The 25,208-nt window shown below is 74.0% G+C and carries 24 protein-coding genes; 16 read left to right on the top strand and 8 right to left on the bottom strand.

What is annotated here, in order from left to right; all coding sequences use genetic code 11:
- The first annotated feature begins 151 nt into the window (after positions 1-151).
- From ACFV4P_RS17695 to ACFV4P_RS17655, 9 genes are all read left to right on the top strand, one after another.
- Positions 152-691, top strand: coding sequence for a universal stress protein (locus ACFV4P_RS17695; protein ID WP_380472016.1), 540 nt, complete (start codon positions 152-154; stop codon positions 689-691).
- A complete protein-coding gene (locus ACFV4P_RS17690; RefSeq protein ID WP_380472014.1) occupies positions 684-1,025 on the top strand; it encodes a hypothetical protein in 342 nt (113 codons plus the stop codon). The genes ACFV4P_RS17695 and ACFV4P_RS17690 overlap by 8 nt, the downstream gene beginning before the upstream one ends.
- Positions 1,026-1,142: 117 nt before the next feature.
- A complete protein-coding gene (locus tag ACFV4P_RS17685; protein ID WP_380472012.1) occupies positions 1,143-1,985 on the top strand; it encodes an NAD-dependent protein deacetylase in 843 nt (280 codons plus the stop codon).
- Between the two features lie 300 nt (positions 1,986-2,285).
- Positions 2,286-2,375: a K(+)-transporting ATPase subunit F gene (gene kdpF, locus ACFV4P_RS17680; RefSeq protein WP_100588158.1), complete on the top strand. Its 90-nt coding sequence runs from the start codon at positions 2,286-2,288 to the stop codon at positions 2,373-2,375.
- A gap of 1 nt (position 2,376) precedes the next feature.
- Positions 2,377-4,038 (top strand): potassium-transporting ATPase subunit KdpA, encoded by a 1,662-nt coding sequence (kdpA, locus tag ACFV4P_RS17675; protein ID WP_380472010.1) that lies wholly within the window; start codon positions 2,377-2,379, stop codon positions 4,036-4,038.
- Complete coding sequence (gene kdpB, locus ACFV4P_RS17670) at positions 4,038-6,125, top strand: potassium-transporting ATPase subunit KdpB (protein ID WP_380472008.1); 2,088 nt, start codon at positions 4,038-4,040, stop codon at positions 6,123-6,125. The genes kdpA and kdpB overlap by 1 nt, the downstream gene beginning before the upstream one ends.
- A gap of 19 nt (positions 6,126-6,144) precedes the next feature.
- The gene (gene kdpC / locus ACFV4P_RS17665; RefSeq protein ID WP_380472006.1) at positions 6,145-6,762 is read left to right on the top strand and encodes a K(+)-transporting ATPase subunit C; all 618 of its coding nucleotides are present in this window, start codon (positions 6,145-6,147) and stop codon (positions 6,760-6,762) included.
- A gap of 104 nt (positions 6,763-6,866) precedes the next feature.
- A complete protein-coding gene (locus tag ACFV4P_RS17660; RefSeq protein ID WP_380472004.1) occupies positions 6,867-9,431 on the top strand; it encodes an ATP-binding protein in 2,565 nt (854 codons plus the stop codon).
- Positions 9,428-10,102, top strand: a complete 675-nt coding sequence (locus tag ACFV4P_RS17655; protein ID WP_073807442.1) for a response regulator — start codon at positions 9,428-9,430, stop codon at positions 10,100-10,102. Before ACFV4P_RS17660 ends, ACFV4P_RS17655 begins: the two co-directional genes overlap by 4 nt.
- On the opposite strand, the gene ACFV4P_RS17650 is transcribed toward ACFV4P_RS17655, so the two are convergent.
- Both ACFV4P_RS17650 and ACFV4P_RS17645 read right to left on the bottom strand, forming a co-directional pair.
- A complete protein-coding gene (locus tag ACFV4P_RS17650; RefSeq protein WP_380472002.1) occupies positions 10,090-10,668 on the bottom strand; it encodes a phosphatase PAP2 family protein in 579 nt (192 codons plus the stop codon). The genes ACFV4P_RS17655 and ACFV4P_RS17650 overlap by 13 nt on opposite strands.
- Before the next feature lie 5 nt (positions 10,669-10,673).
- On the bottom strand, positions 10,674-12,002 hold the full coding sequence (locus tag ACFV4P_RS17645; RefSeq protein WP_380472000.1) for a diacylglycerol/lipid kinase family protein: 1,329 nt from the start codon (positions 12,000-12,002) through the stop codon (positions 10,674-10,676).
- Positions 12,003-12,071: 69 nt separating this feature from the next.
- Here ACFV4P_RS17645 and ACFV4P_RS17640 point away from each other — a divergent pair, with 69 nt between their 5' ends.
- Positions 12,072-12,731: a response regulator gene (locus ACFV4P_RS17640; RefSeq protein ID WP_380471998.1), complete on the top strand. Its 660-nt coding sequence runs from the start codon at positions 12,072-12,074 to the stop codon at positions 12,729-12,731.
- Positions 12,728-13,822, top strand: coding sequence for a sensor histidine kinase (locus tag ACFV4P_RS17635; protein ID WP_380471996.1), 1,095 nt, complete (start codon positions 12,728-12,730; stop codon positions 13,820-13,822). The genes ACFV4P_RS17640 and ACFV4P_RS17635 overlap by 4 nt, the downstream gene beginning before the upstream one ends.
- 64 nt (positions 13,823-13,886) lie before the next feature.
- Here ACFV4P_RS17635 and serS read toward each other — a convergent pair whose 3' ends face one another.
- The 3 genes from serS to ACFV4P_RS17620 all read right to left on the bottom strand — a co-directional run bounded on the left by serS (position 13,887) and on the right by ACFV4P_RS17620 (position 16,325).
- Positions 13,887-15,182, bottom strand: coding sequence for a serine--tRNA ligase (gene serS / locus ACFV4P_RS17630; RefSeq protein ID WP_380471994.1), 1,296 nt, complete (start codon positions 15,180-15,182; stop codon positions 13,887-13,889).
- A gap of 110 nt (positions 15,183-15,292) precedes the next feature.
- Positions 15,293-16,087, bottom strand: a complete 795-nt coding sequence (locus ACFV4P_RS17625) for an alpha/beta fold hydrolase (protein WP_380471992.1) — start codon at positions 16,085-16,087, stop codon at positions 15,293-15,295.
- A gap of 34 nt (positions 16,088-16,121) precedes the next feature.
- Positions 16,122-16,325, bottom strand: coding sequence for a DUF4287 domain-containing protein (locus tag ACFV4P_RS17620; RefSeq protein ID WP_380471990.1), 204 nt, complete (start codon positions 16,323-16,325; stop codon positions 16,122-16,124).
- Positions 16,326-16,477: 152 nt separating this feature from the next.
- Here ACFV4P_RS17620 and ACFV4P_RS17615 point away from each other — a divergent pair, with 152 nt between their 5' ends.
- Positions 16,478-17,380 carry a hypothetical protein gene (locus ACFV4P_RS17615; RefSeq protein WP_083646429.1) on the top strand — a complete coding sequence of 301 codons (903 nt, stop codon included), beginning with the start codon at positions 16,478-16,480 and terminating at the stop codon, positions 17,378-17,380.
- A 4-nt stretch (positions 17,381-17,384) separates the two neighbouring features.
- Here ACFV4P_RS17615 and ACFV4P_RS17610 read toward each other — a convergent pair whose 3' ends face one another.
- The 3 genes from ACFV4P_RS17610 to ACFV4P_RS17600 form a co-directional block, all read right to left on the bottom strand.
- A complete protein-coding gene (locus ACFV4P_RS17610) occupies positions 17,385-17,828 on the bottom strand; it encodes an iron chaperone (RefSeq protein ID WP_380471988.1) in 444 nt (147 codons plus the stop codon).
- Positions 17,829-18,006: 178 nt separating this feature from the next.
- Positions 18,007-20,259: a heavy metal translocating P-type ATPase gene (locus tag ACFV4P_RS17605; RefSeq protein ID WP_380471986.1), complete on the bottom strand. Its 2,253-nt coding sequence runs from the start codon at positions 20,257-20,259 to the stop codon at positions 18,007-18,009.
- A gap of 53 nt (positions 20,260-20,312) precedes the next feature.
- Positions 20,313-20,585: a heavy-metal-associated domain-containing protein gene (locus ACFV4P_RS17600; protein ID WP_073807462.1), complete on the bottom strand. Its 273-nt coding sequence runs from the start codon at positions 20,583-20,585 to the stop codon at positions 20,313-20,315.
- A 444-nt stretch (positions 20,586-21,029) separates the two neighbouring features.
- Here ACFV4P_RS17600 and ACFV4P_RS17595 point away from each other — a divergent pair, with 444 nt between their 5' ends.
- From ACFV4P_RS17595 to ACFV4P_RS17580, 4 genes are all read left to right on the top strand, one after another.
- Complete coding sequence (locus tag ACFV4P_RS17595) at positions 21,030-22,004, top strand: hypothetical protein (RefSeq protein WP_380471984.1); 975 nt, start codon at positions 21,030-21,032, stop codon at positions 22,002-22,004.
- Between the two features lie 92 nt (positions 22,005-22,096).
- Positions 22,097-23,524: an MFS transporter gene (locus ACFV4P_RS17590; protein WP_380471982.1), complete on the top strand. Its 1,428-nt coding sequence runs from the start codon at positions 22,097-22,099 to the stop codon at positions 23,522-23,524.
- Positions 23,525-23,633: 109 nt separating this feature from the next.
- Positions 23,634-24,509, top strand: coding sequence for an endonuclease III (gene nth, locus ACFV4P_RS17585; RefSeq protein ID WP_380471980.1), 876 nt, complete (start codon positions 23,634-23,636; stop codon positions 24,507-24,509).
- Positions 24,506-25,201 (top strand): NUDIX hydrolase, encoded by a 696-nt coding sequence (locus ACFV4P_RS17580; RefSeq protein WP_380471978.1) that lies wholly within the window; start codon positions 24,506-24,508, stop codon positions 25,199-25,201. Before nth ends, ACFV4P_RS17580 begins: the two co-directional genes overlap by 4 nt.
- The last annotated feature ends 7 nt before the right edge of the window (positions 25,202-25,208 follow it).

The following is a 25,208-nucleotide window of genomic DNA, read 5'->3' as shown; positions in this document are numbered from 1 at the left end:
CGTGCGGAGCAGTCGGGCGTCAGGGCGGCGTTGGGAAACCGGCCGTGGGCGTCAGGGAGCCGTCAAGGACGGCCGACAGCGGGGCGGGACGCGATCTGCTGGGTGCTGCGGGCCCCGTCGGGCCTGCGGGTTTCCGGACGGAGGGCGTGTGATGGAGCAGCGGCCGCGCATCGTGGTCGGGGTCAGCGGGTCGCTCGGCAACCTGGCGGCCGTGCACCGCGCGGTGGCCGAGGCCCGGCGGCTGGGCGGCGAGGTGCTCGCCCTGCACGCCTGGGAGCCGCCGAGCGGCGAGTTCGGACACCGCCGCTCGCCGTGCCCGCCGCTGATGTCCGCGGTGCGCGAGCTGGCCGTGACGACACTGGCCGAGGCGATGGCGGAGGCGTTCGGCGGCGCCGACCCGGGCGTCCCGCTGACCGCCCGCACCGTCCGGGGCCGAACCGCCCCGACCCTGCTGGCCGCCGCCGACCGTCCCGGCGACCTGCTGGTGCTCGGCCCGTCCGGCTCCTGGCTGCACCGCGGCCTGCGCGGCTCGGTGCCCCGGGCCTGCCTGCGCCGCGCGACCTGCCCGGTGCTGGTCGTACCGCGCCCCGAACTCGCCCACACCCTCGACGAGTTGAGCGGACGCCTGTTCGCCGCCCGGGCCCTGGACGCGGAGCTGCGCGGACTGGTGGCGGTGTCCGGCGATGCGTGAGCGGCTGCCGGTCGCGATGTCCGGTGCGGCGGCGCTGCTGCTGGGCGCGGCGATCGCCCTGACCCTCGCCCCGCTCGGCGAACTGCGCGCCGGCGGCTTCGCGCTCACCGCCTTCGCCGCCGGATGCGCCGCCCTCGGCACCCGCTCGCGGCCGGCCGCCGCACCACTCGTCGGCCTGGCGCTCTGGCTGTTCCACAACGGCTTCGCCGAGCACCGCTACGCCCAACTCGGCTGGTCCGGCCCGGCCGCCGAGGCCCGCCACCTCGCCCTCTTCACCGCAGCCGCACTCCTCGCCGCCCTCCCCTGGGAGAAGGCCCGCCGGGAACGGCACTGAAAACGGCGGCGCCGGGCCGTGGGGGGCCCGGACGCCGCACCCCGAACGGTCCGGACGGTGCATGGGGGCACCGTCCGGACCGTTTCTGTCTGCCGGTTCCGCTCCGGGCGTTCCACAATGGACGGTATGACTGCGCACGAGGACGGCCTGCCCGCGCTGGTGCGGCTGTTGGCCGGTGGCGGGGTGGCGGTGCTGAGTGGGGCCGGGCTGTCCACCGAGTCCGGCATTCCCGACTACCGGGGGCCGGACGGGATCCGGCGGCACCGGGCGCCGATGACGTACCAGGAGTTCCTGGCGGGGGAGCCGGCCCGCCGCCGCTACTGGGCGCGCAGCCATGCCGGGCGCGCCGTGATCGCCGGGGCCCGGCCGAACGTCGGCCATCTCGCGGTGGCCCGGCTGCGCGCCGCCGGACCGCTCTCCGCCGTCATCACGCAGAACGTCGACGGCCTGCACCGCGCCGCGGGCACCGCCGACGCCGTCGAGCTGCACGGCGGCCTCGACCGGGTGATCTGCCTCGGCTGCGCCGCCGTCAGCCCCCGCGCCGAACTCGACGAACGCCTCGCCGCCCTCAACCCGGCCTTCCGGGACGCCGGTTCGCGGCTCAACCCGGACGGCGACGTCGAACTGCCCGAGGACCTGGTGGCGTCGTTCGTGGTCGCCGACTGCACCCGCTGCGGCGGCGTCCTCAAGCCCGACGTGGTGTTCTTCGGCGAGAGCGTCCCCAAGGACCGCGTCGAGCTCTGCTACCGCCTGGTCGACGAGGCCCGCGCCCTGCTGGTCCTCGGCTCCTCGCTGACCGTCATGTCCGGCCTGCGCTTCGTCCGCCACACCGCCAAGTCCGGCAAGCCGGTGGCCATCGTCAACCGCGGCACCACCCGCGCCGACGCCCTCGCCGCCCTCCGCCTCGACCGCCCCCTCGGCGAGACGCTGACCGCCCTGGCCGCCCACCTCGGCGCATAGCCCCCGGCCGGGCCCGGCTCACGCCCCCGGCGGTGCGGTGGGCCGGCAGATCGCGACGGGCTCCGGGCGGCCGGGAAGGCTCGCGTCAAGGAGGCGTAAAGGTCGGGGAACCACCCGTATGGAGGGCGTCAGGGGCCGTCGAGGCGGGCCGTTGCGCTGATTGGCTCAGGGAGCCGGCGAGATACGCAGGCCGTTGTCCCGAGCCACCTTGGTGGATGCCATGTCGGATCTGATCTATGTCGGCGTCACGGTTGCCGTGTTCGCCGTCATCGCCCTGATCGCGCGGGGGGTGGAGAAGCTGTGACCACGGAGAACATCGTCGGTCTCATCGTCGCCGCCGCGCTGGTCGGCTACCTCGTTCTCGCGCTGATCCACCCGGAGAAGTTCTGACATGAGTGCCACTCTTGCCGGCTGGCTCCAGGCTGTCGCCCTGGTCGGAGCGCTGGCCCTGTGCTACCGGCCGCTGGGTGATTACATCGCGCGGCTGCTCACCACCGCGAAACATCTGAGAGCCGAGAAGGCCCTGTACCGACTGGTCGGCGTCGATGGCGACGCCGATCAGCGTTGGCCGGTGTACTTGCGGTCGGTGCTGGCGTTCTCCGCGCTGTCGGTGCTGTTCCTGTACGGGCTGATCCGCCTTCAGACGCACCTGCTGCTGAGCCTGGGCGTGCCCGAGATGGAGGCGCACCAGGCCTGGAACACCGCGATCTCGTTCACCGCCAACACCAACTGGCAGTCGTACAGCGGCGAGTCCGCGATGGGCCACCTGGTGCAGATGGCGGGCCTGGCGGTGCAGAACTTCGTCTCCGCGGCCGTCGGCATCGCCGTGGTGGCGGCGCTGATCCGCGGGTTCACCCGCAACCGCACCGACCGGGTCGGCAACTTCTGGGTGGACCTGACCCGGATCGCGCTGCGCCTGCTGCTGCCGATCGCGATCGTGTTCGCGCTGGTGCTGGCCGCCAACGGTGTGGTGCAGAACTTCCACGGCTTCCACGAGGTGACCACGCTGACCGGCGGTCAGCAGGCGGTCCCGGGCGGGCCGGTGGCCTCGCAGGAGGTCATCAAGCTGCTCGGCACCAACGGCGGCGGCTTCTACAACGCCAACTCGGCGCACCCGTTCGAGAACCCGACCGGCTTCACCAACCTGGTGGAGATCTTCCTGATACTGGTGATCGCGTTCTCGCTGCCGCGCACCTTCGGCCGGATGGTCGGCGACCACCGCCAGGGCTACGCGATCGTCGCGGTGATGGGCCTGTTCTGGGTGGCCTCGGCCGCGCTGATCACCTTCTTCGAGCACCAGCACGGCGGCACCGCCCTGCAGGCCGCCGGCGCGGCGATGGAGGGCAAGGAGCAGCGGCTCGGCATCGCCGGGTCCAGCCTGTTCGCGGCGTCCACCACGCTCACCTCGACGGGCGCGGTGAACTCCTTCCACGACTCGTACACGCCGTTCGGCGGCGGTCTGACGATCTTCAACATGATGCTCGGCGAGATCGCGCCCGGCGGTACCGGATCGGGCCTGTACGGGATGCTGATCCTGGCGATCGTCGCGGTGTTCGTGGCCGGTCTGATGGTCGGCCGCACCCCCGAGTACCTGGGCAAGAAGCTCGGCGGCCGGGAGATGAAGTTCGCCTCGCTGTACATCCTCACCACGCCGACGATCGTGCTGATCGGCGCGGGCACCGCGATCGCCCTGCCCGGCGAGCGCGCCGGGATGCTCAACTCCGGTGCGCACGGCTTCTCCGAGGTGCTGTACGCGTTCACCTCCGCCGCGAACAACAACGGCTCCGCGTTCGGCGGCATCACCGTGAACACCGCCTGGTACGACACGGCGCTGGGCCTGGCGATGGTGTTCGGCCGGTTCCTGCCGATGGTGTTCGTGCTGGCGCTGGCCGGCTCGCTGGCCCGGCAGCAGCCCGTCCCGGCGAGCGCGGGCACGCTGCCCACGCACAAGCCGCTGTTCGTCGGACTGCTCTCCGGTGTGGTGCTGATCGTCGTCGGCCTCACCTACTTCCCGGCCCTGGCCCTCGGGCCGATCGCAGAAGGTCTCCACTGATGTCCACCACCCTTGAACCGGCGGCCCCCGAACAGGCGCCGCACAGAGTCTCCGCGGGCCTGCTCGACCCGAAACTGCTGCTCGCCGCGCTGCCCGACGCGGTGAAGAAGCTCGACCCCCGGGTGATGGTGAAGAACCCGGTGATGTTCGTGGTCGAGGTCGGCTCGGTGGTCACCACCGTCGCCGCGATCGCCGACCCGTCGGTGTTCGCCTGGGCGATCACCGCCTGGCTCTGGCTGACCACGGTGTTCGCCAACCTGGCCGAGGCGGTCGCCGAGGGCCGCGGCAAGGCGCAGGCCGACACGCTGCGCCGCACCAAGTCCGACACCACCGCCCGGCGGCTGGTCGACTGGCCCGCCCGGAAGGACGAGGAGGAGGTGCCGGGCACCGCGCTGCGCCTCGGCGACCACGTGGTGGTCGAGGCCGGGCAGGTCGTCCCCGGTGACGGCGACGTGGTCGAGGGCATCGCCAGCGTCGACGAATCGGCGATCACCGGCGAGTCCGCGCCGGTGATCCGCGAGTCCGGCGGCGACCGTTCGGCGGTGACGGGCGGCACCAAGGTGCTGTCGGACCGGATCGTGGTGAAGATCAGCTCGGAGCCCGGCAAGACCTTCATCGACCGCATGATCGCCCTGGTGGAGGGCGCGGCCCGGCAGAAGACGCCGAACGAGATCGCGCTGAACATCCTGCTGGCCTCGCTGACCATCGTCTTCCTGATCGCGGTCGTCACCCTCCAGCCGATGGCGACCTACGCGGGCGCCCCGCAGCCCACCGTGGTGCTGGTGGCGCTGATCGTGGCGCTGATCCCGACCACCATCGGCGCGCTGCTGTCGGCGATCGGCATCGCCGGCATGGACCGGCTGGTGCAGCGCAACGTGCTGGCGATGTCCGGCCGTGCCGTGGAGGCCGCCGGCGACGTCAACACGCTGCTGCTCGACAAGACCGGCACCATCACGCTCGGCAACCGGCAGGCCGCCGAGTTCCAGCCCGCCGCGGGCGTGGGCGTCGAGGAGCTGGCGGACGCCGCGCAGCTGTCCTCGCTGGCCGACGAGACCCCCGAGGGGCGCTCGATCGTGGTGCTCGCCAAGACCGCGTACGGCCTGCGGGCCCGCGCCCAGGGCGAGTTGGCGCACGCCGAGTGGGTGCCGTTCACCGCGCAGACCCGCATGTCGGGGGTGGACGTGGACGGGCGCGAGGTCCGCAAGGGCGCGGCCGCCTCGGTCTCCAACTGGGTGACCGCGCACGGCGGTTCGGTCGGTGCCGAGGTGGCGCAGCTGGTCGACGGGATCTCCGCGGCGGGCGGCACCCCGCTGGTGGTCGCCGACCGCGAGGGCGGACGCCCGCCCCGGGTGCTCGGCGTCATCCACCTCAAGGACGTGGTGAAGGAGGGCATGCGGGAGCGGTTCGCGGAGCTCCGCCGGATGGGCATCAAGACCGTGATGATCACCGGCGACAACCCGCTGACCGCGCGGGCGATCGCCGAGGAGGCGGGCGTCGACGACTTCCTCGCCGAGGCCACGCCCGAGGACAAGATGGCCCTGATCCGGAAGGAGCAGGAGGGCGGCAAGCTGGTCGCGATGACCGGCGACGGCACCAACGACGCCCCCGCGCTCGCCCAGGCCGACGTCGGCGTGGCGATGAACACCGGCACCATGGCGGCCAAGGAGGCCGGCAACATGGTGGACCTGGACTCCAACCCGACCAAGCTGATCGAGATCGTCGAGATCGGCAAGCAACTGCTCATCACCCGCGGCGCGTTGACGACCTTCTCGATCGCCAACGACGTGGCCAAGTACTTCGCGATCATCCCCGCGATGTTCGCCGGCGTGTACCCGGGCCTGAGCCACCTGAACATCATGGGCCTGCACAGCCCGACCTCCGCGATCACCTCGGCGATCGTCTTCAACGCGCTGGTCATCGTCGGCCTCATCCCGCTGGCCCTGCGCGGCGTCAAGTACCGTCCCTCCGACGCCAGTTCGCTGCTGTCGAGGAACATCGGGGTGTACGGCCTGGGCGGCCTGGTGGTGCCGTTCGTCGGCATCAAGCTGATCGACCTGGTCGTGCAGTTCATCCCCGGCCTGAACTGACAAGAGAGGAGAACGAGACATGCCCACCTTCCTGCGCACCCACCTCACCGCGCTGCGGATGCTGCTGGTGATGACCGTGATCCTCGGCATCGCCTACCCGCTGCTGATCACCGGCATCAGCCAACTCGCCTTCCCCGCCAAGGCCAACGGCTCGGTGGTGAAGGCCGACGGCAAGGAGATCGGCTCCAGCCTGCTCGGCCAGAGCTTCGACCTGCCCAAGCAGAACCCCGACGACCCGGACGAGCAGGCGCAGCCCGACCCGAAGTGGTTCCAGCCCCGCCCGTCCGCCGGCGGCTACGACCCGAAGTCGTCCGGCGCCTCCAACCTCGGCCCGAACAGCGACGAACTGCTGAAGGCCGTCGAGGAGCGCCGCGCCGCCGTCGCCGCGTTCGACGGCGTCGACCCGGCGAGCGTCCCGGCGGACGCGCTGACCGCCTCCGGCTCCGGACTCGACCCGCAGATCTCCGTCGCGTACGCCGAGCAGCAGGTGAAGCGGGTCGCCGAGGCCCGCGGCGTGCCCGCCGAGCGGCTGGAGCAGCTGATCGCCCAGTACACCGACGGCCGCAGCCTCGGCTTCCTCGGGCAGCCCGGCGTCAACGTCGTCCTGCTCAACCGTGCGGTCGCCGACCTGAAGTGACGACGAGTCCCTTACCGAAGCAGGCCGACCCGGGCGCTCCCCCGCCCGGGTCGGCCGGCCGCGTCCCCGAGCCCCTTCCGCCCACGACCGTGAGACGAGCCGCCATGCCAGCCGACCTCGGAGCCCAGCCCACCGGCCGCCGGCGGGGCCGGCTACGGGTCTACCTCGGCGCGGCCCCCGGCGTCGGCAAGACCTACCGGATGCTCGACGAGGCGCACCGCCGCCGGGAACGCGGCACCGACGTGGTGGTCGGCCTGCTGGAGACCCACGACCGTCCGCGCACCGCCCGCCTGCTCGACGGCCTGGAGCAACTCCCGCGCACCGTACGGCGCTACCGCGACACCGAGTTCGCCGAACTCGACCTGGACGCGCTGCTGCGCCGCCGCCCCGAACTCGCCCTGGTCGACGAGCTCGCCCACACCAACATCCCCGGCGGGCGGCACGCCAAGCGCTGGCAGGACGTCGAGGAACTCCTCGCCGCCGGCATCGACGTGGTCACCACCGTCAACATCCAGCACCTGGAGTCGCTCAACGACGTCGTGCAGAAGATCACCGGCGTGCCGCAGCGCGAGACCGTCCCCGACGAGGTGGTGCGCCGCGCCGACCAGATCGAACTGGTCGACATGGCCCCGCAGGCGCTGCGCCGCCGCCTCGCCCACGGCAACGTCTACCAGGCCGAGAAGGTCGACGCCGCGCTCGCCAACTACTTCCGGGTCGGCAACCTCACCGCGCTGCGCGAACTCGCGCTGCTCTGGCTGGCCGGCCGGGTCGACGAAGGGCTGCGCGACTACCGGGCCGTGCACAACATCGACCGGGTCTGGGAGACCCGCGAACGCGTCGTCGTCGCCCTCACCGGCGGACCGGAGGGCCCCACCCTGATCCGCCGCGCCGCCCGGATCTGCGACCGCACCGCCGGCGGCGAACTGATCGCCGTGCACGTCACCCGCAGCGACGGCCTGGCCGGCGCCTCGCCCGGCCGGCTCGCCGAACAGCGCAGCCTGGTCGAATCCCTCGGCGGCAGCTACCACGTGGTGGTGGGCGACGACATCCCCGAGACACTGCTGACCTTCGCCCGGGCCCGGGACGCCACCCAACTCGTCCTCGGCACCAGCCGGCGCGGCCGCACCAACCGCTTCCTCACCGGCCCCGGCATCGGCGAGACCACCGTCGACCGGTCCGAGGACATCGACGTCCACATGGTCACCCACGCCTTCACCGGCCGCGGCCGCCTCCCCTCGCTGGGCCGCCGGCACTCCCGCCGCCGCACCCTCGCCGGGTACGCCGCCGGGCTCGCCGTCCCCTGGCTGCTGACCGCCCTGCTCTCCCAGGCGCACACCGCGCTGAACCTCACCACCGACGCGCTGATCTTCCAACTCGGCGTCGTCGCCGTCGCGTTGCTCGGCGGCGCGGTCTCAGCGCTGCTCGCCTCCGTGGTCGCCTCGCTGCTGCTGAACTACTACTTCATCCCGCCGGTGCACACCTTCACCATCGGCGAGGCCAACAACTTCATCGCGCTCGCCGTGTTCGCCGCCGTCGCGCTGTGCGTGTCCACCGTCGTCGACCACTCCGCCCGGCAGACCGCCCGGGCCGCCCGCGCCACCGCCGAGGCCGAGACCCTCTCCACCCTGGCCGGCTCGGTGCTGCGCGGCGCCGACGCCGTCCCCGCCCTGCTGGAACGCACCCGCACCTCCTTCGGCCTGGACACCGCCGCCCTGCTCGACCCCGCCACCGGAGAGGTGCTCGCCCGCACCGACACCCCGGCCGCCGCCGACGACCACCCCGAGACCACCGAACTCCCGGTCGGCGCAGACGCGTTGCTGGTGCTCACCGGCCGTCGGCTGCCCGACACCGACCACCGGGTGCTGGCCGCGTTCGCCGCCCACCTCGCCGCCGCCCTCGAACGCGACCGGCTCGCCACCGTCGCCGCCGAGGTCGAACCGATCCGCGCCGCCGACCGGATGCGCACCGCCCTGCTCGCCGCCGTCAGCCACGACCTGCGCACCCCGCTCGCCACCGCCCTCGCCTCCGTCGGCTCGCTGCGCAGCCCCGAGGTCGAGTTCTCCGCCGCGGACCGCGCCGAACTGCTCGCCCTCGCCGACGAGTCCCTGGTCGAACTCACCCGCCTGGTCGACAACCTGCTCGACCTCAGCCGCCTCCAGGCCGGCGCCCTCACCCTGCACCTGCAACCCACCCACCTGGACGAGATCCTGCCGCGCGCCCTCGACTCGCTGCCCGACCCCGACGCGCCCGTCCGGTCGCTCGACCTCGACACCGCCCCGCCGGTCCTCGCCGACCCGCCGCTGCTCGAACGCGTCCTCGCCAACGTCGTCACCAACGCGCTGCGGCACAACGCGCCCGGCGCACCCGTCCTGGTCACCGCCTCCGCCCACGCCCACCGGGTGGAGATCCGCATCGTCGACCGCGGGCCCGGCATCCCGCCCGAGGACCGCGACCGGGTCTTCCTGCCGTTCCAACGCCTCGGCGACACCGACAACACCACCGGGCTCGGCCTCGGCCTCGCTCTCTCCCGCGGCCTCGCCGAAGCCATGGGCGGCAGCCTCGACGTCGAGGACACCCCCGGCGGCGGCACCACCATGCTGCTCACCCTGCCCGCCGCCACCGAAGCACCCCACGCCGCCACCGAAGCACCCCACGAGGAAACCCGATGACCCGCGTCCTCGCCGTCGACGACGAACCCCGCCTGCTGCGCACCCTGCGCCTCAACCTGCTCGCCCGCCAGTACGCCGCCCTCACCGCCGACACCGCCCGGCGGGCCCTCGAACTGGCCGAGCGGACCCCGCCCGACGCCGTCCTGCTCGACCTCGGCCTGCCCGACCAGGACGGCATGGACGTGCTGCGCGCCCTGCGCCGCCACAGCGCCGCGCCGGTCATCGTGCTGTCCGGCCGCACCGACCCCGCCGACCGCATCCACGCCCTCGACGGCGGCGCCGACGACTACCTCACCAAGCCCTTCGTCATGGACGAGCTCTTCGCCCGCCTGCGCGCCGTCCTGCGCCGCCCCGCGCCCGCCGCCGCCCCGCCGCTCGCCCGGGTCGGCGACCACACCCTGGACCCGGCCGCCGCCCGCGCCACCGGACCGGACGGCCCGGTCCGGCTCACCCCCACCGAATGGCGGCTGCTCGGCGTGCTGCTCGCCGCCCCCGGCCGGCTGGTCGGCCGCCAACAGCTCCTCACCGCCGTCTGGGGCCCCGGCCACGAACACCACAGCAACTACCTGCGGGTGCACTTCGCGGCCCTGCGCCGCAAGCTCGAACGCGACCCGCACCGCCCCCGGCACCTGATCACCGAACCCGGCCTCGGCTACCGCTACCTGCCCTGACGCGCCACCAGGCGGCGGCCCGCGCCCGCCACCACACTGCCCGCGACCGTCCCCAGCAGCGCGCCCGCCACCACGTCCCCCGGGTAGTGCACCCCCGTGTGCACCCGCGAATAGCCCACCGCCGCCGCGAGCAGACCCAACGGAGCTGCCGCCCACGGCAGTTGGGAGGCCACTCCGGTGGCGAACGCGAACGCCGACGCGGTGTGCCCGGACGGGAACGACGCCGACTCCGGCATCGGCACGTGCCGCGCCTGCGGCACCTTCCCCGCCACCCGGTCCGGCCGGGTCCGCCGCGCCAGCGACTTGCCCGCCAGGTTCGCCGCCGCCGACGCCACCGCCACCGACCCCAGCCCCACCAGCGCCGCCCGGCGCGACGCCCCCGGTACCAGCGCCAGACCGCACGCCACCGCCACCGACAGCTTCGAGTTGTCCGCCGCCGTCGACAGCCGCCGCAGACCCTCGTCCAGCGCCGGCGTCGGCGTCGCCGCGACCGCCGCGTACACCGCCAGATCCACCGCCGACAAGTCCGCCACCACCCGCCGCCCGGCCGGCGCCCACCGCTCCAACACCCTCACCGCGCACCGCCGTTCGCCTCGACGCGGCCCGCCGCCAGCCGCGACAGCCGCCGCCACGACAGCGGCGGCGCCGGCCGCACCGCACCCGGCCGGTGCCGCGGCACCCGCACCCGCAGCGCCCCCGGGCGGATCACGCACCGCACCGGGACGTCCAGCTCCAACGCCTCGCCGTCCACCGCCACCGGAATCCTCGCCGCCTCCGCCGTCACCAGCACCTCACGCCCCATCAGCGTCCGCACCGCCTCCGCATTCGTACCCCGCAACGCCAGCTCCGCCGCCTGCGCCGCGCCGTCCACCTTCACCCCCAGCACCCCCAGCCGGCCCAGATCCAGCCGCGAACGCCGCCCCGGATCCAGCAGGTCCCCGGCGTCGTACGGGTTGTTGCTGACCAGCACCGCCTGCGGCCGCTCCAGCACCTCCCCGCCCACCTCGGCCCGCAGCTCCGCGCCCGCGTACCCCACCAGCAGGTCCGGCAGCATCGCCAGCGCCGTCGACGCCTTCGCGTCCCGGTAGTCCGGATTCCGCACCACCTCCGCGTACGTGCCGAACGACACGTTGTTCACGAAGGCCCGGCCCGCCACCTCGCCCAGGTCCACCCGCAGCTCCACGCCGTCCGTCAGCGCGTCCAGGCCGCTCGCCGGATCGTCCCGGTCCAGGCCCAGATCCAGCGCGAAGTGGTTGCGGGTGCCCGCCGCCACCACCAGGAACGGCAGCCCGTGCCGGGCCGCGACCTGCGCCACCAGCGCCTGCGTGCCGTCCCCGCCGGCCACCCCCAGCAGATCCGCGCCGTCGGCCACCGCCCGCTCCGCCAGCAGCGCCACGTCCTGCTCCGGCCCGGCCGAGGGGTCGAGCAGCACCACCTCGGCCCCCAACTCCCGTGCCCGGTCGGCCAGCCGGAACTCCCGCACCTTCCCGCCGCCGGACTCCGGATTCATGATCAGCACCGGCCTGCGCGGCCCCGGCGCCTCCCGCTCCCGCACCTCGCGCGGCCCCCGGGCCGACCGCAGCGCCGACCGCCCCAGCGACAGACCCGCCGACCACAGCGCCACCGCGCCCAGCACCCACGGCCACGTCCCCGCCCCGACGACCAGCGCCACCGCACCCGCCGGCGCCGCCACCGCCAGCAGCGCCCCGAGCCAGCGCACCGGCCCGCGCCGCGACAGCGCCCACCACACCCCCGCCGCGATCAGCGCCAACGCCGCCACCCCGACCGCCACCACCAGCGCCCCGCGCAGCCCCGCCCCCGCCGCCAGCACCCCGACCGCCGCCGCGCCGCATCCGATCGCGGCCCGCGCCAGCCACTTCGCCCGCACCACCTCAGCCATCCCCCGACCGTAACGCCCCGTCAACCATCGCGCCCGGCGCGACAATCGGGCTGTGGCAGAATCCGCCGGGTGACCATCCGGGTACTGCTCGCCGACGACCAGGAGATGGTGCGCCGCGGACTGCGCCGCATCCTCGAAACCCAACCCGACATCGAGGTGGTCGGCGAGGCCGCCGACGGCGTCGCCACCGTCGAGGCCGCCCGCGCGCTGCGGCCCGACGTCGCCCTGGTGGACGTCCGGATGCCCCGGATGGACGGCCTCGAAGTCGTCCGGCAGCTCTGCGGGCCCACCGCCGACCCGCAGGTCAAGGTGGTCGTGGTGACCACCTTCGACCTCGACGAGTACGTGTACCCGGCGCTGCGCGGCGGCGCCTCCGGCTTCCTGCTCAAGCGCTCCGGACCGGCCCTGCTGATCGAGGCCGTCCGCGCCGCGACGGCCGGCGACAGCCTGATCAGCCCGTCCGTCACCGTCCGCCTGCTCCAGCACGTCACCGGCCGCCGCCCCGAGACCGCGCCGCTCGCCGAACCGCTCACCACCCGCGAACAGGAGATCGCCCGCGAGGTCGCCGCCGGGCGCACCAACGCCGACATCGCCGCCGCCCTGTTCATCTCGGCCGGCACCGTGAAGACCCACGTCGCGCACATCCAGCGCAAACTCGGCGTCCGCAACCGGGTCGGCATCGCCATGCGCGCCTTCGAACTCGGCTACCTCACCGACCTGCCCGCATGACCGGCGCCCGCCCCGCCCTGACCGCCGTCGCGGCCGCACTGCTGCTCCTGCCCGCCGCGTTCGCCCACGGCTCGGCCTGGCTGCCCGCCGCCACCGCCGCCCTGGTCCTCGCCCTCACCGGGCTCCGCCTGCCGCCCGTCCTCGCACCCGTCGCCGCCGCGCTGCTCTCGCTCGCCGTCGACGCCGGCTACTTCGGCGACCACGGCCTCGAACTGGTCTGGATGCCCGTCGAGTTCGCCACCCTGCTGGTCCTGGTGGTGCGCACGGTCCGACGGCTGCCGGCCCGCCCGGCCTGGGCCGCCGGCACGCTCACCACCGCCGCCGCGCTGGCCCTGCCGCTGCGCTTCGCGCTGCGCCAACCCGTGCCGCTGGACGCCTCCGTGGCCGGGCTGCTGCTCGCCGTCGTCCCCGTCGCCGCCGCCCTCGGCGCCGCCCTCTACCTGCGCGGCCAGGACGACCGCCGGGTCCGCGCCGTCCGCGACGCCCGCCGTGAACAGCGCCTCGCCGTCGCCCGCGACCTGCACGACTACGTCGCCCACGAGCTCACCGGCATCCTGCTGGAGGTGCAGGCAGCCCAGGTCAGCGGCTACGACGAGGCCGAGAACGCCCGGCTGCTGGCCCGCCTGGAGGCCGCCGGGCAGCGCGCCCTCACCTCCATGGACCACACCCTGGACACCCTGCGCGCCCCCGACGACGCCGCCCCGCGCCGCCACACCCTCACCGAACTCCCCGCCCTGCTCGACCACTTCCCCGACCGGCCGGCCCTGCACGGCCGCGCCGAACTGCCCGCCCTGCCGCCCGCCGTCGAGGACGCCGCCTACCGGGTCGCGCTGGAGGCCCTCACCAACATCCGCCGCCACGCTCCCGCCGCCGACCTGATCACCGTCGCCCTCGTCCACCACCCCGGCGCAGGGCTCACCGTCACCGTCACCGACGCCGGCCCCGCCCATCCCCACGCCCACGCCCGACCCGGCGGCGGCACCGGCCTCGCCGCGCTGCGCAGCCGGATCGCCGACCTCGGCGGCGAACTCACCGCCGGCCCGCACGGCACCGGCTGGCAGGTCGCGGCGACCCTCCCCACCGGGGCCTGAACACGCCGACGGCGCGCGGCCCCCCGGCCGCGCGCCGTCAACTCGACTGTCTAGAACGGAAGTTCTACTCCTCGACCGGGGTGCCGTCGGCCGCGATCCGGGCGAAGCCGAGGTACTTGTGCAGCGCCTTCGGCAGCAGCACCGAACCGTCGGCCTGCTGGTGCTGCTCCAGCACCGCCGCGATGGTCCGGCCCAGCGGCAGACCCGAACCGTTCACCGTCGCCGCGGGCGTCGGCTTCCCGTTCTCGTCCCGGGTGCGGATGCCCGCCCGGCGGCCCTGGAAGGTGCCGAAGTCCGACACCGAGGAGATCTCCCGGTAGGTGTCCTGGCTGGGCAGCCACACCTCCAGGTCGTACGTCAGCTGCGACGAGAACCCGGTGTCACCGGCCGCCAACGTGACGACGCGGTACGAGAGTTCGAGCTCCTGGAGGCACGCCTCGGCGTGCGACACCATCAGCAGCGCCTGCTCGCCCGACTCGCCGGGGGCGCAGATCCGCACCATCTCCACCTTCGAGAACTGGTGCAGCCGGATCAGCCCCCGGGTGTCCCGCCCGTACGAGCCGGCCTCCGAACGGAAGCACGGCGTGTGCGCGGTCAGCGCCAGCGGCAGCTCGGCCGGCGGCACGATCTCGTCCGCGTACAGGTTGGTCAGCGGCACCTCGGCGGTCGGGATCAGGAACAGGTCCCGGTCGGCGACCCCCGTCCGGAACAGGTCCTCCTCGAACTTCGGCAGCTGCCCGGTGCCGGTCATGGAGCGCCGGTTCACCAGGTACGGCACCGCGTGCTCGACGTAGCCGTGCCGGCGGGTGTGCAGGTCCAGCAGCAGCGCGACGATCGCCCGCTCCAGCGCCGCGCCGGTGCCGCGCAGCACGCTGAACCGCGAACCCGAGAGCTTGGTGGCCCGGGCGAAGTCCATGATGCCCATGGTCTCGCCCAGGTCGACGTGGTCCTTCGGCGCGAAGTCGAACGACTGCGGCTCGCCGACCCGGCGCACCTCACGGGCGTCCGCGTCCGAGAAGCCGTCCGGCGACCCGTCCAGCGGCAGGTTCGGGATCGTCAGCAGCAGCTCGGTCAACTCCTGCTGGACGGCTTCGAGTTCGGCCTCGTTCCGCTGGATCTGCTCCTTCAGCGAACGGGCGCTCTCCTTCAGCTCCGAGACGTCCCCGCCCTGCTTCGCCGTCCGCTGCACCTCCTGCGCGACCTGCTTCGACCGCGCCCGCAGCTCGTCGCCGCTCTGGATGCCCGCGTTGCGCCGGGACTGCAGGCCCTCCAGCGCGGACAGGTCGAGCCGGTAGCCGCGACGTGCGAGCCGCCGGACGGCTTCGTCCCCCAGGTCGATCAGGGCGCGGGCATCATGCATCGGAGTCTGCTCCTCGGGACAGCCAGGTGAAGTTCCCCGACGGTAGCAGGGGCGCGGATCGCACGGCATCGCGTTTGCCGCGGGCCCGGCGGCCCGCCGGCTCGCGGCGATCAGCCCTTGGCGACGAACTCCGCGAGCACCGGCGCCAGCGCCTCCGGCGCCACCTCGTGGGTCTGGCCCTCCAGGGTGCGGTACTCGGCGTGCGCGGCGGCGGCCGTCTCCCGGGCCGCGTCCCGCAGCGATTCCGGGCTGAGCCCGCCGTCCAGCACCAGCACCGGCACGGTCAGCGCGGCCAGCCGCTCGACCGGCACCGGCGCGCCGCCCGCGCCGTCCAGCGCCTCCGCGTCCGTGACCAGCGTCGGCGCGACCGACTCGAACACCGGCCAGCCGGGCGACTGCCGCATCCCGTCGATCATCGGCTCGGGCATCCCGACGAACGCCATGAAGCGCGCGACCGCCGCCCCCCGCTCACCGGCCGCGACATCCTCGCCCACACCCGCCCGGTACGCCGAGAACCGGGCCCGCTGCTCCTCGGTGGTGCTGAACGGCGGCTCGTACACCGCGACCCGCTCCACGCCGATGCCCGCACCGGCCGCCCGCAGCGCCAGCGCCCCGCCGGAGGACAGGCCGAACAGCGTCGCCGAGCCGCCGGCCGCCGCGACCAGCGCCGCCAGGTCCTCGATCTCCCGCTCGACGGCGTACCCGGCGCCCACCCCGCTCTCCCCGCGCCCGCGCCGGTCGTAGCCGAACACCCGGTGCCCGTCGGCCAGCCGGTCGGCGATCCCGGTGGACGGGCCGAACGCGCGGTGGCAGAGCGCCCCGTCCACGATCACCACGGCGGGGCCCTCGCCCACCGCCCGGTACGCGATGCGGGTGCCGTCGGCGGACGTCACGAACTCGGTCATCTTCGAACTCCTGAGGTGAGGTGCGGTGCGATGGTCAGCGGGCGAGCGTGGCGAGCGTGTGGACGACGAGCGCGTTGGCGTGGCCGTGGCCCAGCCCGTGCTCGCTCTTCAACCAGCCGACCAGCTCCATGTGCTTGGTCAGCGGCGAACTGCGGATCAGCTCCTGCCAGTCCGCGATCGGACGCCCGTACTTCTGCTCGATCGAGGGGAAGTAGCTCGCCGGTCCCTTGACGCTCATTCCGAGGTCCTCCGCACTGTCGTCGTTGCCGTCGTCGCCGTCACAGGAAAGGACGACCGGCCCCGGCGGAACTCATCGGTCCCCGCGAAACTTTTTCCGCGCCACCCCGCAAAGACCGCCCGCCGCCCGCCGCGGCCGCCTACGGTCGGCACATGGCATGGATCGACGACAGCACGATCGAGCGCGCCGGCGACTACCTGTGGACCGCGGGCCGGGTCCTGGAACAACGGCGCTTCACCCACCTGTTCGACGCCCCCGACCCGGCGGGCGTCCTCGCCGCCCTGGACGCCTACCGCACCCCCGACGGCGGCTGGGCGTACGGCCTGGAGCCCGACGTCCGCGGCCCCGCCGCCCAACCGCTGGCGGCCGGCGCCGCCGCCCGCATCCTCGGCGAGGCCGGCGCACTGAACGGCCCGCGCGGACGCGAACTCTGCGACTGGGTCGCCACCTTGACCACCCCCGACGGCGGCGTGCCGGCCGTCCTGCCCAGCCTGCGCCGCTACCCGCACCCGCCGTTCCTGCCGATCGCCGACGACCCGCCCGCCGAACTCCTCTCCACCGGCCAGATCGCCGCCCCGCTGCTGCGCCACGGCGTCCGGCACGCCTGGCTGAAGGGCGCCGAGGAGTTCTGCCGCCGCGCCGTCGAGGCGATCGACACCACCCATCCGTACGAGGTGTTCACCGCCGTCGGCATCCTGGACGCCGCTCCCGACCGCGCCTGGGCCGCCGAACAGGCCGCCCGCCTCGGCGAACTGGTGCGCCGCCGGCAGCTGGTGCTGCTGGACCCGGCCCACCCCGAGCAGGTCCGGATCGCCCCCGGGTACGCACCGCGCGAGTACCACCTGCCGCACGACTTCGCGCCCCGCCCGGACAGCCTGGCCCGCGCCTGGTTCACCGACGCCGAACTGGAACGCGGCCTCGTCCACCTGGTCTCCGCCCAACTCCCCGACGGCGGCTGGCCGATCAACTGGGCCCGCTGGTCCGAGTCCACCGAGCACGAAGCCCGCCCGGGCGTCACCCTGGCCGCCCTGCTCGCCCTGCGCGCCTACTCCTGAGGAGTCAGCCGACGGCGCGCTTCACCAGTTCGGCGATGCGCGCCGCCTCGGCCTCGCCCAGCTCGGCGACCGCGTAGTACACCGGCCACAGGTCGCCGTCGTCGAGCCGGGCGTGGTCGCTGAAGCCGATCGTCGCGTACCGGGACTTGAACTTGGCGGCGCTCTGGAAGAAGCACACCGGCTTGCCGTCCTTGTTGTTGTACGCCGGCATCCCGTACCAGGTCTTCGGGGCCAGCTCCGGCGCGACCTCGGTGACGATCGCGTGGAAGCGCTCGGCCAGCACCCGGTCCTCGGCCGGCATCTCGGCGATCTTCTCCAGCAGGTCCCGCTCCGCCTCGGCCGCCTTCGCGGCGGACGACGCCCGCTTCGACTCCGCCTTCAACTCCTTGGCGCGCTCCTTCATCGCCGCGCGCTCGTCCGCCGTGAAACCCTCGTGCTTCTCCGCCATGACCGGCTCTCCCGTTCCGCTGCCTCGCTGACGTTCCTCATCGTAGGAACGGGGCCGCCCACCCGGCTTCTCGGAAACTGATCGCTTGCGCCCACGCGAAGCGGCCCGGTCCGGGAGACTCCCGGACCGGGCCGCTTCGCGTGCTGCCCCGTGCTCCCGTGGTGCTCGGCGGGCCTGGTCAGCGGGCCTTGAAGGTCCGCAGCCGCAGGCTGTTGCCGACCACGAAGACCGAGGAGAAGGCCATCGCGGCACCCGCGATCATCGGGTTGAGCAGGCCGGTCGCCGCCAGCGGCAGGGCCGCCACGTTGTAGGCGAAGGCCCAGAACAGGTTGCCCTTGATGGTGGCCAGCGTCCGCCGCGACAGCCGGATCGCGTCCGCCGCCGAGCGCAGGTCGCCCCGCACCAGGGTCAGGTCCGCCGCCTCGATCGCCGCGTCGGTGCCGGTGCCGATCGCCAGGCCCAGGTCGGCCTGGGCGAGCGCCGCCGCGTCGTTGACGCCGTCGCCGACCATCGCGACCGTCCGACCCTCGGCCTGCAACCGCTGCACGGTCGCCACCTTGTCCTCCGGCAGCACCTCGGCGATCACGTCCTCGGCGGGGATGCCGACCTCGGCCGCCACCGACTCCGCCACCAGCCTGTTGTCACCGGTCAGCAGCACCGGACGCAGACCCAGCGCCCGCAGCTCGGCGATCGCCTCCGCACTGGTCGGCTTCACCGCGTCCGCCACCTCCAGCACGGCCCGCGCCGCACCGTCCCAGCCGACCGCGATCGCGGTCCGGCCGGCCCGCTCGGCCTCGGCCTTCGCGGCCAACAGCTCCGCCGGCAGCTGCTGCGCCCAGTCGGCCAGCAGCGCCTCCCGTCCGGCGACCACCGCGTGGCCGTCGACCACGCCCTGTACGCCCAGACCCGGGACGTTCTCGAAACCCTCGACCGGCTCCAGCTCGCCGAACCTCTCCTGCGCGGCGGTCGCCACGGCCTGCGCGATCGGGTGCTCGGAGGCGTGCTCCAGCGCGCCGGCCAGCCGCAGCGCCTCCTCCTCGGTGGTGCCGGCGGCGGTGTGCACGCCGACCAGGGTCATCCGGCCGGTGGTCACGGTGCCGGTCTTGTCCAGCACGACGGTGTCGACCTTGCGGGTGTTCTCCAGCACCTCGGGGCCCTTGATCAGGATGCCCAGCTGGGCGCCGCGACCGGTGCCGACCAGCAGCGCGGTCGGCGTGGCCAGACCCAGGGCGCACGGGCAGGCGATGATCAGCACGGCGACGGCGGCGGTGAAGGCGGCGGTCCAGCCCTCGCCGGTGCCCAGCCAGTAGCCCAGGGTGGCCAGCGCCAGGGTGATCACGACCGGCACGAACACGCCGGAGATCCGGTCCGCCAGCCGCTGCGCGGCGGCCTTGCCGTTCTGCGCGTCCTCGACCAGCTTCGCCATCCGCGCCAGCTGGGTGTCCGCACCCACCCGGGTCGCCTCGATCACTAGCCGGCCGCCCGCGTTCACGGTCGCCCCGGTCACCGCGTCGCCCGGACCGACCTCCACCGGCACCGACTCGCCGGTCAGCATCGACGCGTCCACCGCGGAGCTGCCCTCGACCACCGTGCCGTCCGTGGCGATCTTCTCGCCCGGCCGGACCACGAACCGGTCCCCGACGGCCAGCTGCCCGATCGGCAGCCGCACCTCGCGGCCGTCCCGCAGCACCGTCACGTCCTTCGCGCCCAGCTCCAGCAGCGCCTTCAGCGCCGCGCCCGCCGTCCGCTTCGACCGGGCCTCGAAGTACCGGCCGGCCAGGATGAACGCGGTGACGCCGGCCGCCGCCTCCAGGTAGATGTTCGACGCGCCGTCGGAGCGGGCGATGGTGAACTCGAAGCCGTGCCGCATGCCCGGCATGCCCGCGTCGCCGAAGAACAGCGCCCACAGCGACCACAGGAACGCGGCGCCGGTGCCCAACGAGACCAGGGTGTCCATGGTCGCCGCGCCGTGCTTGGCGTTGGTCCACGCGGCCCGGTGGAACGGCCACGCCGCGTACGTCACCACCGGCGCGGCCAGCGTCAGCGACAGCCACTGCCAGTTGTCGAACTGCAGCGCCGGCACCATCGCCATCGCGATCACCGGCACGGCCAGCGCCAGCGCCGTGATCAGCCGCTGCCGCAGCGGCGCCAGCTCGTCGACCGTCTCCTCGGCCGCCCCGCCCCGCTCCTCGGCCGGCGGCTCCGGCAGGGCCGCCGTGTAACCGGTGGCCTCCACGGTGGCGATCAGGTCGGAGACCTCGACGGGCCCGTCGATGACCACCTTGGCCTTCTCGGTGGCGTAGTTGACGCTGGCCTGCACGCCGTCCATGCGGTTGAGCTTCTTCTCGATCCGCGCGGCGCAGGAGGCACAGGTCATGCCGCCGATGCGGAGTTCCACCTCGGTGGAGGCGGGTGCTGCCTGGGTGGTCATCAGAGGCTCCTCGTGGTCTCGAACATCCCGGCCGTCGGCCGGGCTCATCTCTCTCAGGCGCGGCCGGTCAGCTCGTAGCCGGCCTCGTCGACGGCGGCACGCACCGTCTCGTCGTCGAGCTCGACCGTCGACCCGACGGTGACGAGCCCGCTCTTCACGTCCACCTGTACGGCCCGGACGCCCTCAAGGGCCCCGATCGCCTTGCCGACGCTCTTCTCGCAGTGCCCACAGGTCATCCCCGACACCGCGAACACGCTGGTCACGGCCGCCGGCGCGTCGACGGTCACGGTGGTGGAGCAGGTGCCGTCGCTGGAGCAGCAGGACATGGGATTCCTCCGTTGTCGTTCTCGATACCCAGAGGGGGTATCCCTCCCGGTGACTCCATTTATACCCCCAGGGGGTATGTAGTGCAAGCACCCACCGCCCCCTCTCGCTCTCCCGTGCGCCAGGGGCGCGGGGAACTCCGCGAGGCGGAAGGCGAAGTCCCAGGCCTCGCGGCACCTCAATGGCCTGCATGCGGCTGCGCCCCTCCCGGCGGGTGTGAGACCTCCCCGGCCCGCCTGCGTCCTGGCCTGCGGTTTCCCTCTCCTCGGCGGCCTGCGCGCGGCGGCGCCCCTCTCGAAGGGCGCGAGATTTTTCCGCCCGTCCTGACCTCGCCTTTCCCCCCGGCTGCCCCTGTGAGAGGACTCTGCTGCGCTTGACACATACCCCCAGGGGGTATCTACTCCGTCGTGTCGCCAGGTACCCCACCCACCCAAAGGGAGTCCGCCATGAACACCGCACTCAAGGTCGCCGTCTTCGCCTCGGGCCTCGCCCTCGCGTTCGGCACCGCCTACGGAGTCGGCCACGCGGTCGGCCGCACCCCGACCCCGGCCGCGGGACACGCCCACGACACCGCCGGTCACGCCGCGCACGACGAGCGCGCCGCGCAGGACGAGCACGCCGGCCACGACGACCACCCCGTCGGCGGCCTGCAGATCTCCGACCGCGGCTACACCCTGAGCCTCGACCGCACGATCGTCCCGGCCGCCGGCCCGACCGAACTGAGCTTCCGCGTGCTGGCCCCGGACGGGCGCCCGCTCACCGCCTACAAGCCGGCGCACGAGAAGGAACTGCACCTGATCGTCGCCAGCCGCGACCTGACTTCGGTCCAGCACCTCCACCCGGTCCGCGCGGCCGACGGCACCTGGACCGTCCCGGCGGACATCGCCAAGGCCGGCGACTACCGCCTGTTCGCCGACTTCGTCCCGGCCGCCGAGACCGAGTCGCTGACCCTCGGCGCGGACCTGCACGCCACCGGCGACTACCGGCCCGCCGCCCTCCCGCAGACCGGCCACTCGGTGACCGTCGACGGCTACACCGTGACCCTCACCGGCGACCTGGCGGCCGGAAAGGCGGGCCGTCTCGCCTTCGCGGTGTCGAAGGACGGCCGTCCGGTCGACGACCTCGACCCGTACCTCGCCGCCTACGGCCACCTGGTGGTGCTGCGCGCCGGCGACCTCGGCTACCTGCACGTCCACCCGGACGGCGAGCCCGGCGACGGCGTCACCAAGCCCGGCCCGGAGGTCGACTTCACGGCCACCGCGCCCAGCGCCGGCGACTACCGCCTGTTCCTGGACTTCCAGCACGCGGGCACCGTCCACACCGCCGCCTTCACCCTCACCGCAGGCGCAGGCGCAGACGCAGGCGCAGGCGCGGACAACGCCCCGACCCCCGCGCCCACCGAGCCCGCGCACCACCACTGATCCGCCGCTCCGCCCCCCGCGCGGGAAATCCCCGCGCACACCCACGTGCCCCACATACCCCCTCCCGGTATATGCCCAAGGAGTCCCCGGCCATGTCCGACCTCAGCGCACCACCCGCACCGCGCCGTTGGACGGCGCTCGCCCTGATCGCCCTCGCCCAGTTCATGGTCATCATGGACACCTCGATCATCGGCGTGGCCCTGCCGAAGATGCAGTCCGCGCTCGGGTTCTCGCAGGAGAACCTGTCCTGGGTGTTCAACGCCTACGTGATCGCCTTCGGCGGCCTGCTGCTGCTCGGCGGACGCCTGTCCGACCTGCTCGGCGCGAAGCGCGTCTTCGCGGCCGGCTGGACGGTCCTCGCCGCCGGCTCCCTGGTGGCGGGCCTGGCCGGCACCGCCTGGGTCGAACTGGTCGGCCGCGCCGCCCAGGGCGCCGGCTCGGCACTGATCGCCCCGGCCGCGCTCACCCTGCTGATGACCCTGTTCGGCGGACGTCCCACCGAACTGCCCAAGGCCTTCGCCCTGTACGGCGCGGCCGCCCCGGCCGGCGGCACCGCGGGCGTCTTCCTCGGCGGCCTGATCACCCAGTACGCCAGCTGGGAGTGGGTGTTCTGGGTCAACCTCCCGGTGGCGCTGCTGGTGCTCGCGATGAGCCCGTCCGTGATGCCCGCCGCCGCGGCCCGCCGGGGCTCGATCGACTGGCTGGGCGCGATCACCGTCACCGCCGGCCTCGCCGTCACCGTGTTCGCGATCGTCCGGGCCCCCGAGATCGGCTGGGGCTCCGCGCAGACCTGGCTGGTGCTGGCCGCCGGCCTGCTGCTGATCGCCGCGTTCGTCGCGGTCCAGTCCCGCCGCAGTGAGCCGCTGATGCGGCTCGGCATCTGGCGCAGCCCGAACCTGGCCGGCGCCAACCTGGCGCAGTTGCTGATGGCGGCGGCCTGGATCCCGATGTGGTTCTTCCTCAACCTCTACCTGCAGCAGGTGCTCGGCCTGAAGGCCTTCGCCTCCGGTGCGGCGCTGCTGCCGATGACCGCCGCGATCATGGTGATGATGATCGTCCTGGCGCCCCGCCTGATCGCCCGCTTCGGCCCGAAGCCGCTGATCGTCACCGGCCTGGCCGCGCTCGCCGCCGGCATGTACTGGCTGTCGCTGGCCCGCCCGAACGGCAGCTTCGCGGTCGACGTCCTGCCGGCCTCGCTGCTCGCCGCCGTCGGCATGGCACTCGCCTTCATCCCGTCGCTGGGCACCGCGCTCGCCGTCCCGAACCCCGCCGAGGGCGGCCTCGCCTCCGGCATCGTCAACACCTCGTACCAGGTCGGCTCCGCCCTCGGCCTGGCCGCCATGACCGCCGTCGCCGCCGCCAACGGCTCCCGCGAACTCGGCGACCCGGTCGCCCTGACCCACGGCTTCTCCGCCGCCTTCGTCGGCGCCGCCGCGCTGGCCCTGCTCGGCGCCCTGGCCTCGCTGCTCACCCTGCGCACTCCGGCCCCCGCCGCCGAGCCCGCGGAGGCCGCCGCCTGACCCGTCCCGCCGCACCGACCGCCCGACGCTCCCCGACGGAGCGCCGGGCAGTGCGTCGTCCCCCGGGCAAAGCGGCCGTGGGCCCCGCGGATCGGCGTAGCCTTCGTGCATGGCAGAGAGCAAGGTCGCGAAGGCCGGGCGGAAGAAGCCCGAGACGCACCTGGGGATGGTGCGCCGGGCCCGGAAGATCAACCGTGAACTGGCGGAGCTGTACCCGTACGCGCACCCCGAGTTGGACTTCGACGGGCCGTTCCAGCTGCTGGTGGCGACCGTGCTGTCGGCGCAGACCACCGACCTGAGGGTCAATCAGACCACCCCGGCGCTGTTCGCGAAGTACCCGACGCCGGAGGACCTCGCGGCGGCCGTCCCCGAGGAGCTGGAGGAGATCATCCGGCCCACCGGCTTCTTCCGCGCCAAGGCGAAGTCGCTGATCGGCCTGTCGATCGCCCTGCGCGACCGCTACGACGGCGAGGTCCCGCGCAAACTGGAGGACCTCGTCACCCTCCCCGGCGTCGGCCGCAAGACCGCCAACGTGGTGATCGGCAACGCGTTCGGCGGGGCCGGCATCACCGTCGACACCCACTTCGGACGCCTCGCCCGCCGCTTCGGCTGGACCACCGCCGAGGACCCGGAGCAGGTCGAGGCCGACGTCATGGCGATCTTCCCGAAGTCGGAGTGGACGATGCTCTCGCACCGGGTGGTCTTCCACGGCCGCCGCGTCTGCCACGCCCGCAAGCCCGCCTGCGGGGCCTGCCCGATCGCACCGCTCTGCCCCTCGTACGGCATCGGCGAGACCGACCCCGACCAGGCCCGCAAGCTGCTCAAGTACGAGCTCGCCGGGCAGCCGGGCCAGCGCCTGCGCCCCCCGGCCGACTTCCCGGGCGAGGTCGCGGCCCGCGCCGAGGTCGCGGCCGGACACCCACTGCCCGACACCGCCCCGGACGCGGTCCGGGCGGCCCGGAAGAACGCCGGAGGCCAGGAATGACGGAACCCGCGGTGCTCCGGGACGGCCTGCCCGACTGGCTGCTGCCGGTGCGCGACGCCGCCGAACGCGCCGTGCCGGAACAGCTCAGCCGCTTCCTGCCGCCCGCCGAGGGCGGCCGCCCGTCCGCCGTGCTGATGCTGTTCGGCGAGGGCCCGACCGGCCCCGACCTGCTGCTGATCGAACGGGCCCGCAGCCTGCGCTCGCACGCCGGCCAGCCGTCCTTCCCCGGCGGCGCGCTGGACCCGGAGGACGGCGACCCGGCCACCACCGGCCCGCTGGCCGCGGCGCTCCGCGAGGCCACCGAGGAGACCGGCCTCGACCCGTCCGGCGTGCAGCTGTTCGCCCGCCTGCCCGCGCTGTACATCCCGGTCAGCGGCTTCGTGGTGACGCCGGTGCTCGGCTGGTGGCGGCGCGAGTCGCCGGTCGCGGTGGTCGACCCGGCGGAGACCGGCGCGGTCTTCCGGGTGCCGCTGGCGGAGCTCACCGACCCGGCGAACCGGGCCCGGCTGCGCCACCCGTCGGGGTTCACCGGCCCCGCCTTCCAGGTGGCCGGCCGACTGGTGTGGGGCTTCACCGCCGGGGTGATCGACCGGGTGCTGCACTTCAGCGGCCTGGAACGCCCCTGGGACGGCGGCCGCACCGTCGAACTCTCCGAGGAGGCCGTGGCCCTGTCGCTGCGCTCCGGCTCCTGACCGCCGC

This window comes from Kitasatospora sp. NPDC059795, assembly GCF_042732175.1.
GTDB lineage: Bacteria > Actinomycetota > Actinomycetes > Streptomycetales > Streptomycetaceae > Kitasatospora.
The sequence above is the reverse complement of the archived record's forward strand: the minus strand, read 5'-3'. Positions and strand labels throughout refer to the sequence as shown.

Excerpts from the sequence above, each read along its gene's own strand:
- ACFV4P_RS17695 (WP_380472016.1), top strand. The coding sequence starts at position 152 with ATGGAGCAGCGGCCGCGCATCGTGGTCGGGGTCAGCGGGTCGCTCGGC.
- ACFV4P_RS17690 (WP_380472014.1), top strand. The coding sequence starts at position 684 with ATGCGTGAGCGGCTGCCGGTCGCGATGTCCGGTGCGGCGGCGCTGCTG.
- ACFV4P_RS17685 (WP_380472012.1), top strand. The coding sequence starts at position 1,143 with ATGGACGGTATGACTGCGCACGAGGACGGCCTGCCCGCGCTGGTGCGG.
- kdpA (WP_380472010.1), top strand. The coding sequence starts at position 2,377 with ATGAGTGCCACTCTTGCCGGCTGGCTCCAGGCTGTCGCCCTGGTCGGA.
- kdpB (WP_380472008.1), top strand. The coding sequence starts at position 4,038 with ATGTCCACCACCCTTGAACCGGCGGCCCCCGAACAGGCGCCGCACAGA.
- kdpC (WP_380472006.1), top strand. The coding sequence starts at position 6,145 with ATGCCCACCTTCCTGCGCACCCACCTCACCGCGCTGCGGATGCTGCTG.
- ACFV4P_RS17660 (WP_380472004.1), top strand. The coding sequence starts at position 6,867 with ATGCCAGCCGACCTCGGAGCCCAGCCCACCGGCCGCCGGCGGGGCCGG.
- ACFV4P_RS17655 (WP_073807442.1), top strand. The coding sequence starts at position 9,428 with ATGACCCGCGTCCTCGCCGTCGACGACGAACCCCGCCTGCTGCGCACC.
- ACFV4P_RS17645 (WP_380472000.1), bottom strand. The coding sequence starts at position 12,002 with ATGGCTGAGGTGGTGCGGGCGAAGTGGCTGGCGCGGGCCGCGATCGGA.
- ACFV4P_RS17635 (WP_380471996.1), top strand. The coding sequence starts at position 12,728 with ATGACCGGCGCCCGCCCCGCCCTGACCGCCGTCGCGGCCGCACTGCTG.
- serS (WP_380471994.1), bottom strand. The coding sequence starts at position 15,182 with ATGCATGATGCCCGCGCCCTGATCGACCTGGGGGACGAAGCCGTCCGG.
- ACFV4P_RS17625 (WP_380471992.1), bottom strand. The coding sequence starts at position 16,087 with ATGACCGAGTTCGTGACGTCCGCCGACGGCACCCGCATCGCGTACCGG.
- ACFV4P_RS17620 (WP_380471990.1), bottom strand. The coding sequence starts at position 16,325 with ATGAGCGTCAAGGGACCGGCGAGCTACTTCCCCTCGATCGAGCAGAAG.
- ACFV4P_RS17615 (WP_083646429.1), top strand. The coding sequence starts at position 16,478 with ATGGCATGGATCGACGACAGCACGATCGAGCGCGCCGGCGACTACCTG.
- ACFV4P_RS17610 (WP_380471988.1), bottom strand. The coding sequence starts at position 17,828 with ATGGCGGAGAAGCACGAGGGTTTCACGGCGGACGAGCGCGCGGCGATG.
- ACFV4P_RS17605 (WP_380471986.1), bottom strand. The coding sequence starts at position 20,259 with ATGACCACCCAGGCAGCACCCGCCTCCACCGAGGTGGAACTCCGCATC.
- ACFV4P_RS17600 (WP_073807462.1), bottom strand. The coding sequence starts at position 20,585 with ATGTCCTGCTGCTCCAGCGACGGCACCTGCTCCACCACCGTGACCGTC.
- ACFV4P_RS17595 (WP_380471984.1), top strand. The coding sequence starts at position 21,030 with ATGAACACCGCACTCAAGGTCGCCGTCTTCGCCTCGGGCCTCGCCCTC.
- ACFV4P_RS17590 (WP_380471982.1), top strand. The coding sequence starts at position 22,097 with ATGTCCGACCTCAGCGCACCACCCGCACCGCGCCGTTGGACGGCGCTC.
- nth (WP_380471980.1), top strand. The coding sequence starts at position 23,634 with ATGGCAGAGAGCAAGGTCGCGAAGGCCGGGCGGAAGAAGCCCGAGACG.
- ACFV4P_RS17580 (WP_380471978.1), top strand. The coding sequence starts at position 24,506 with ATGACGGAACCCGCGGTGCTCCGGGACGGCCTGCCCGACTGGCTGCTG.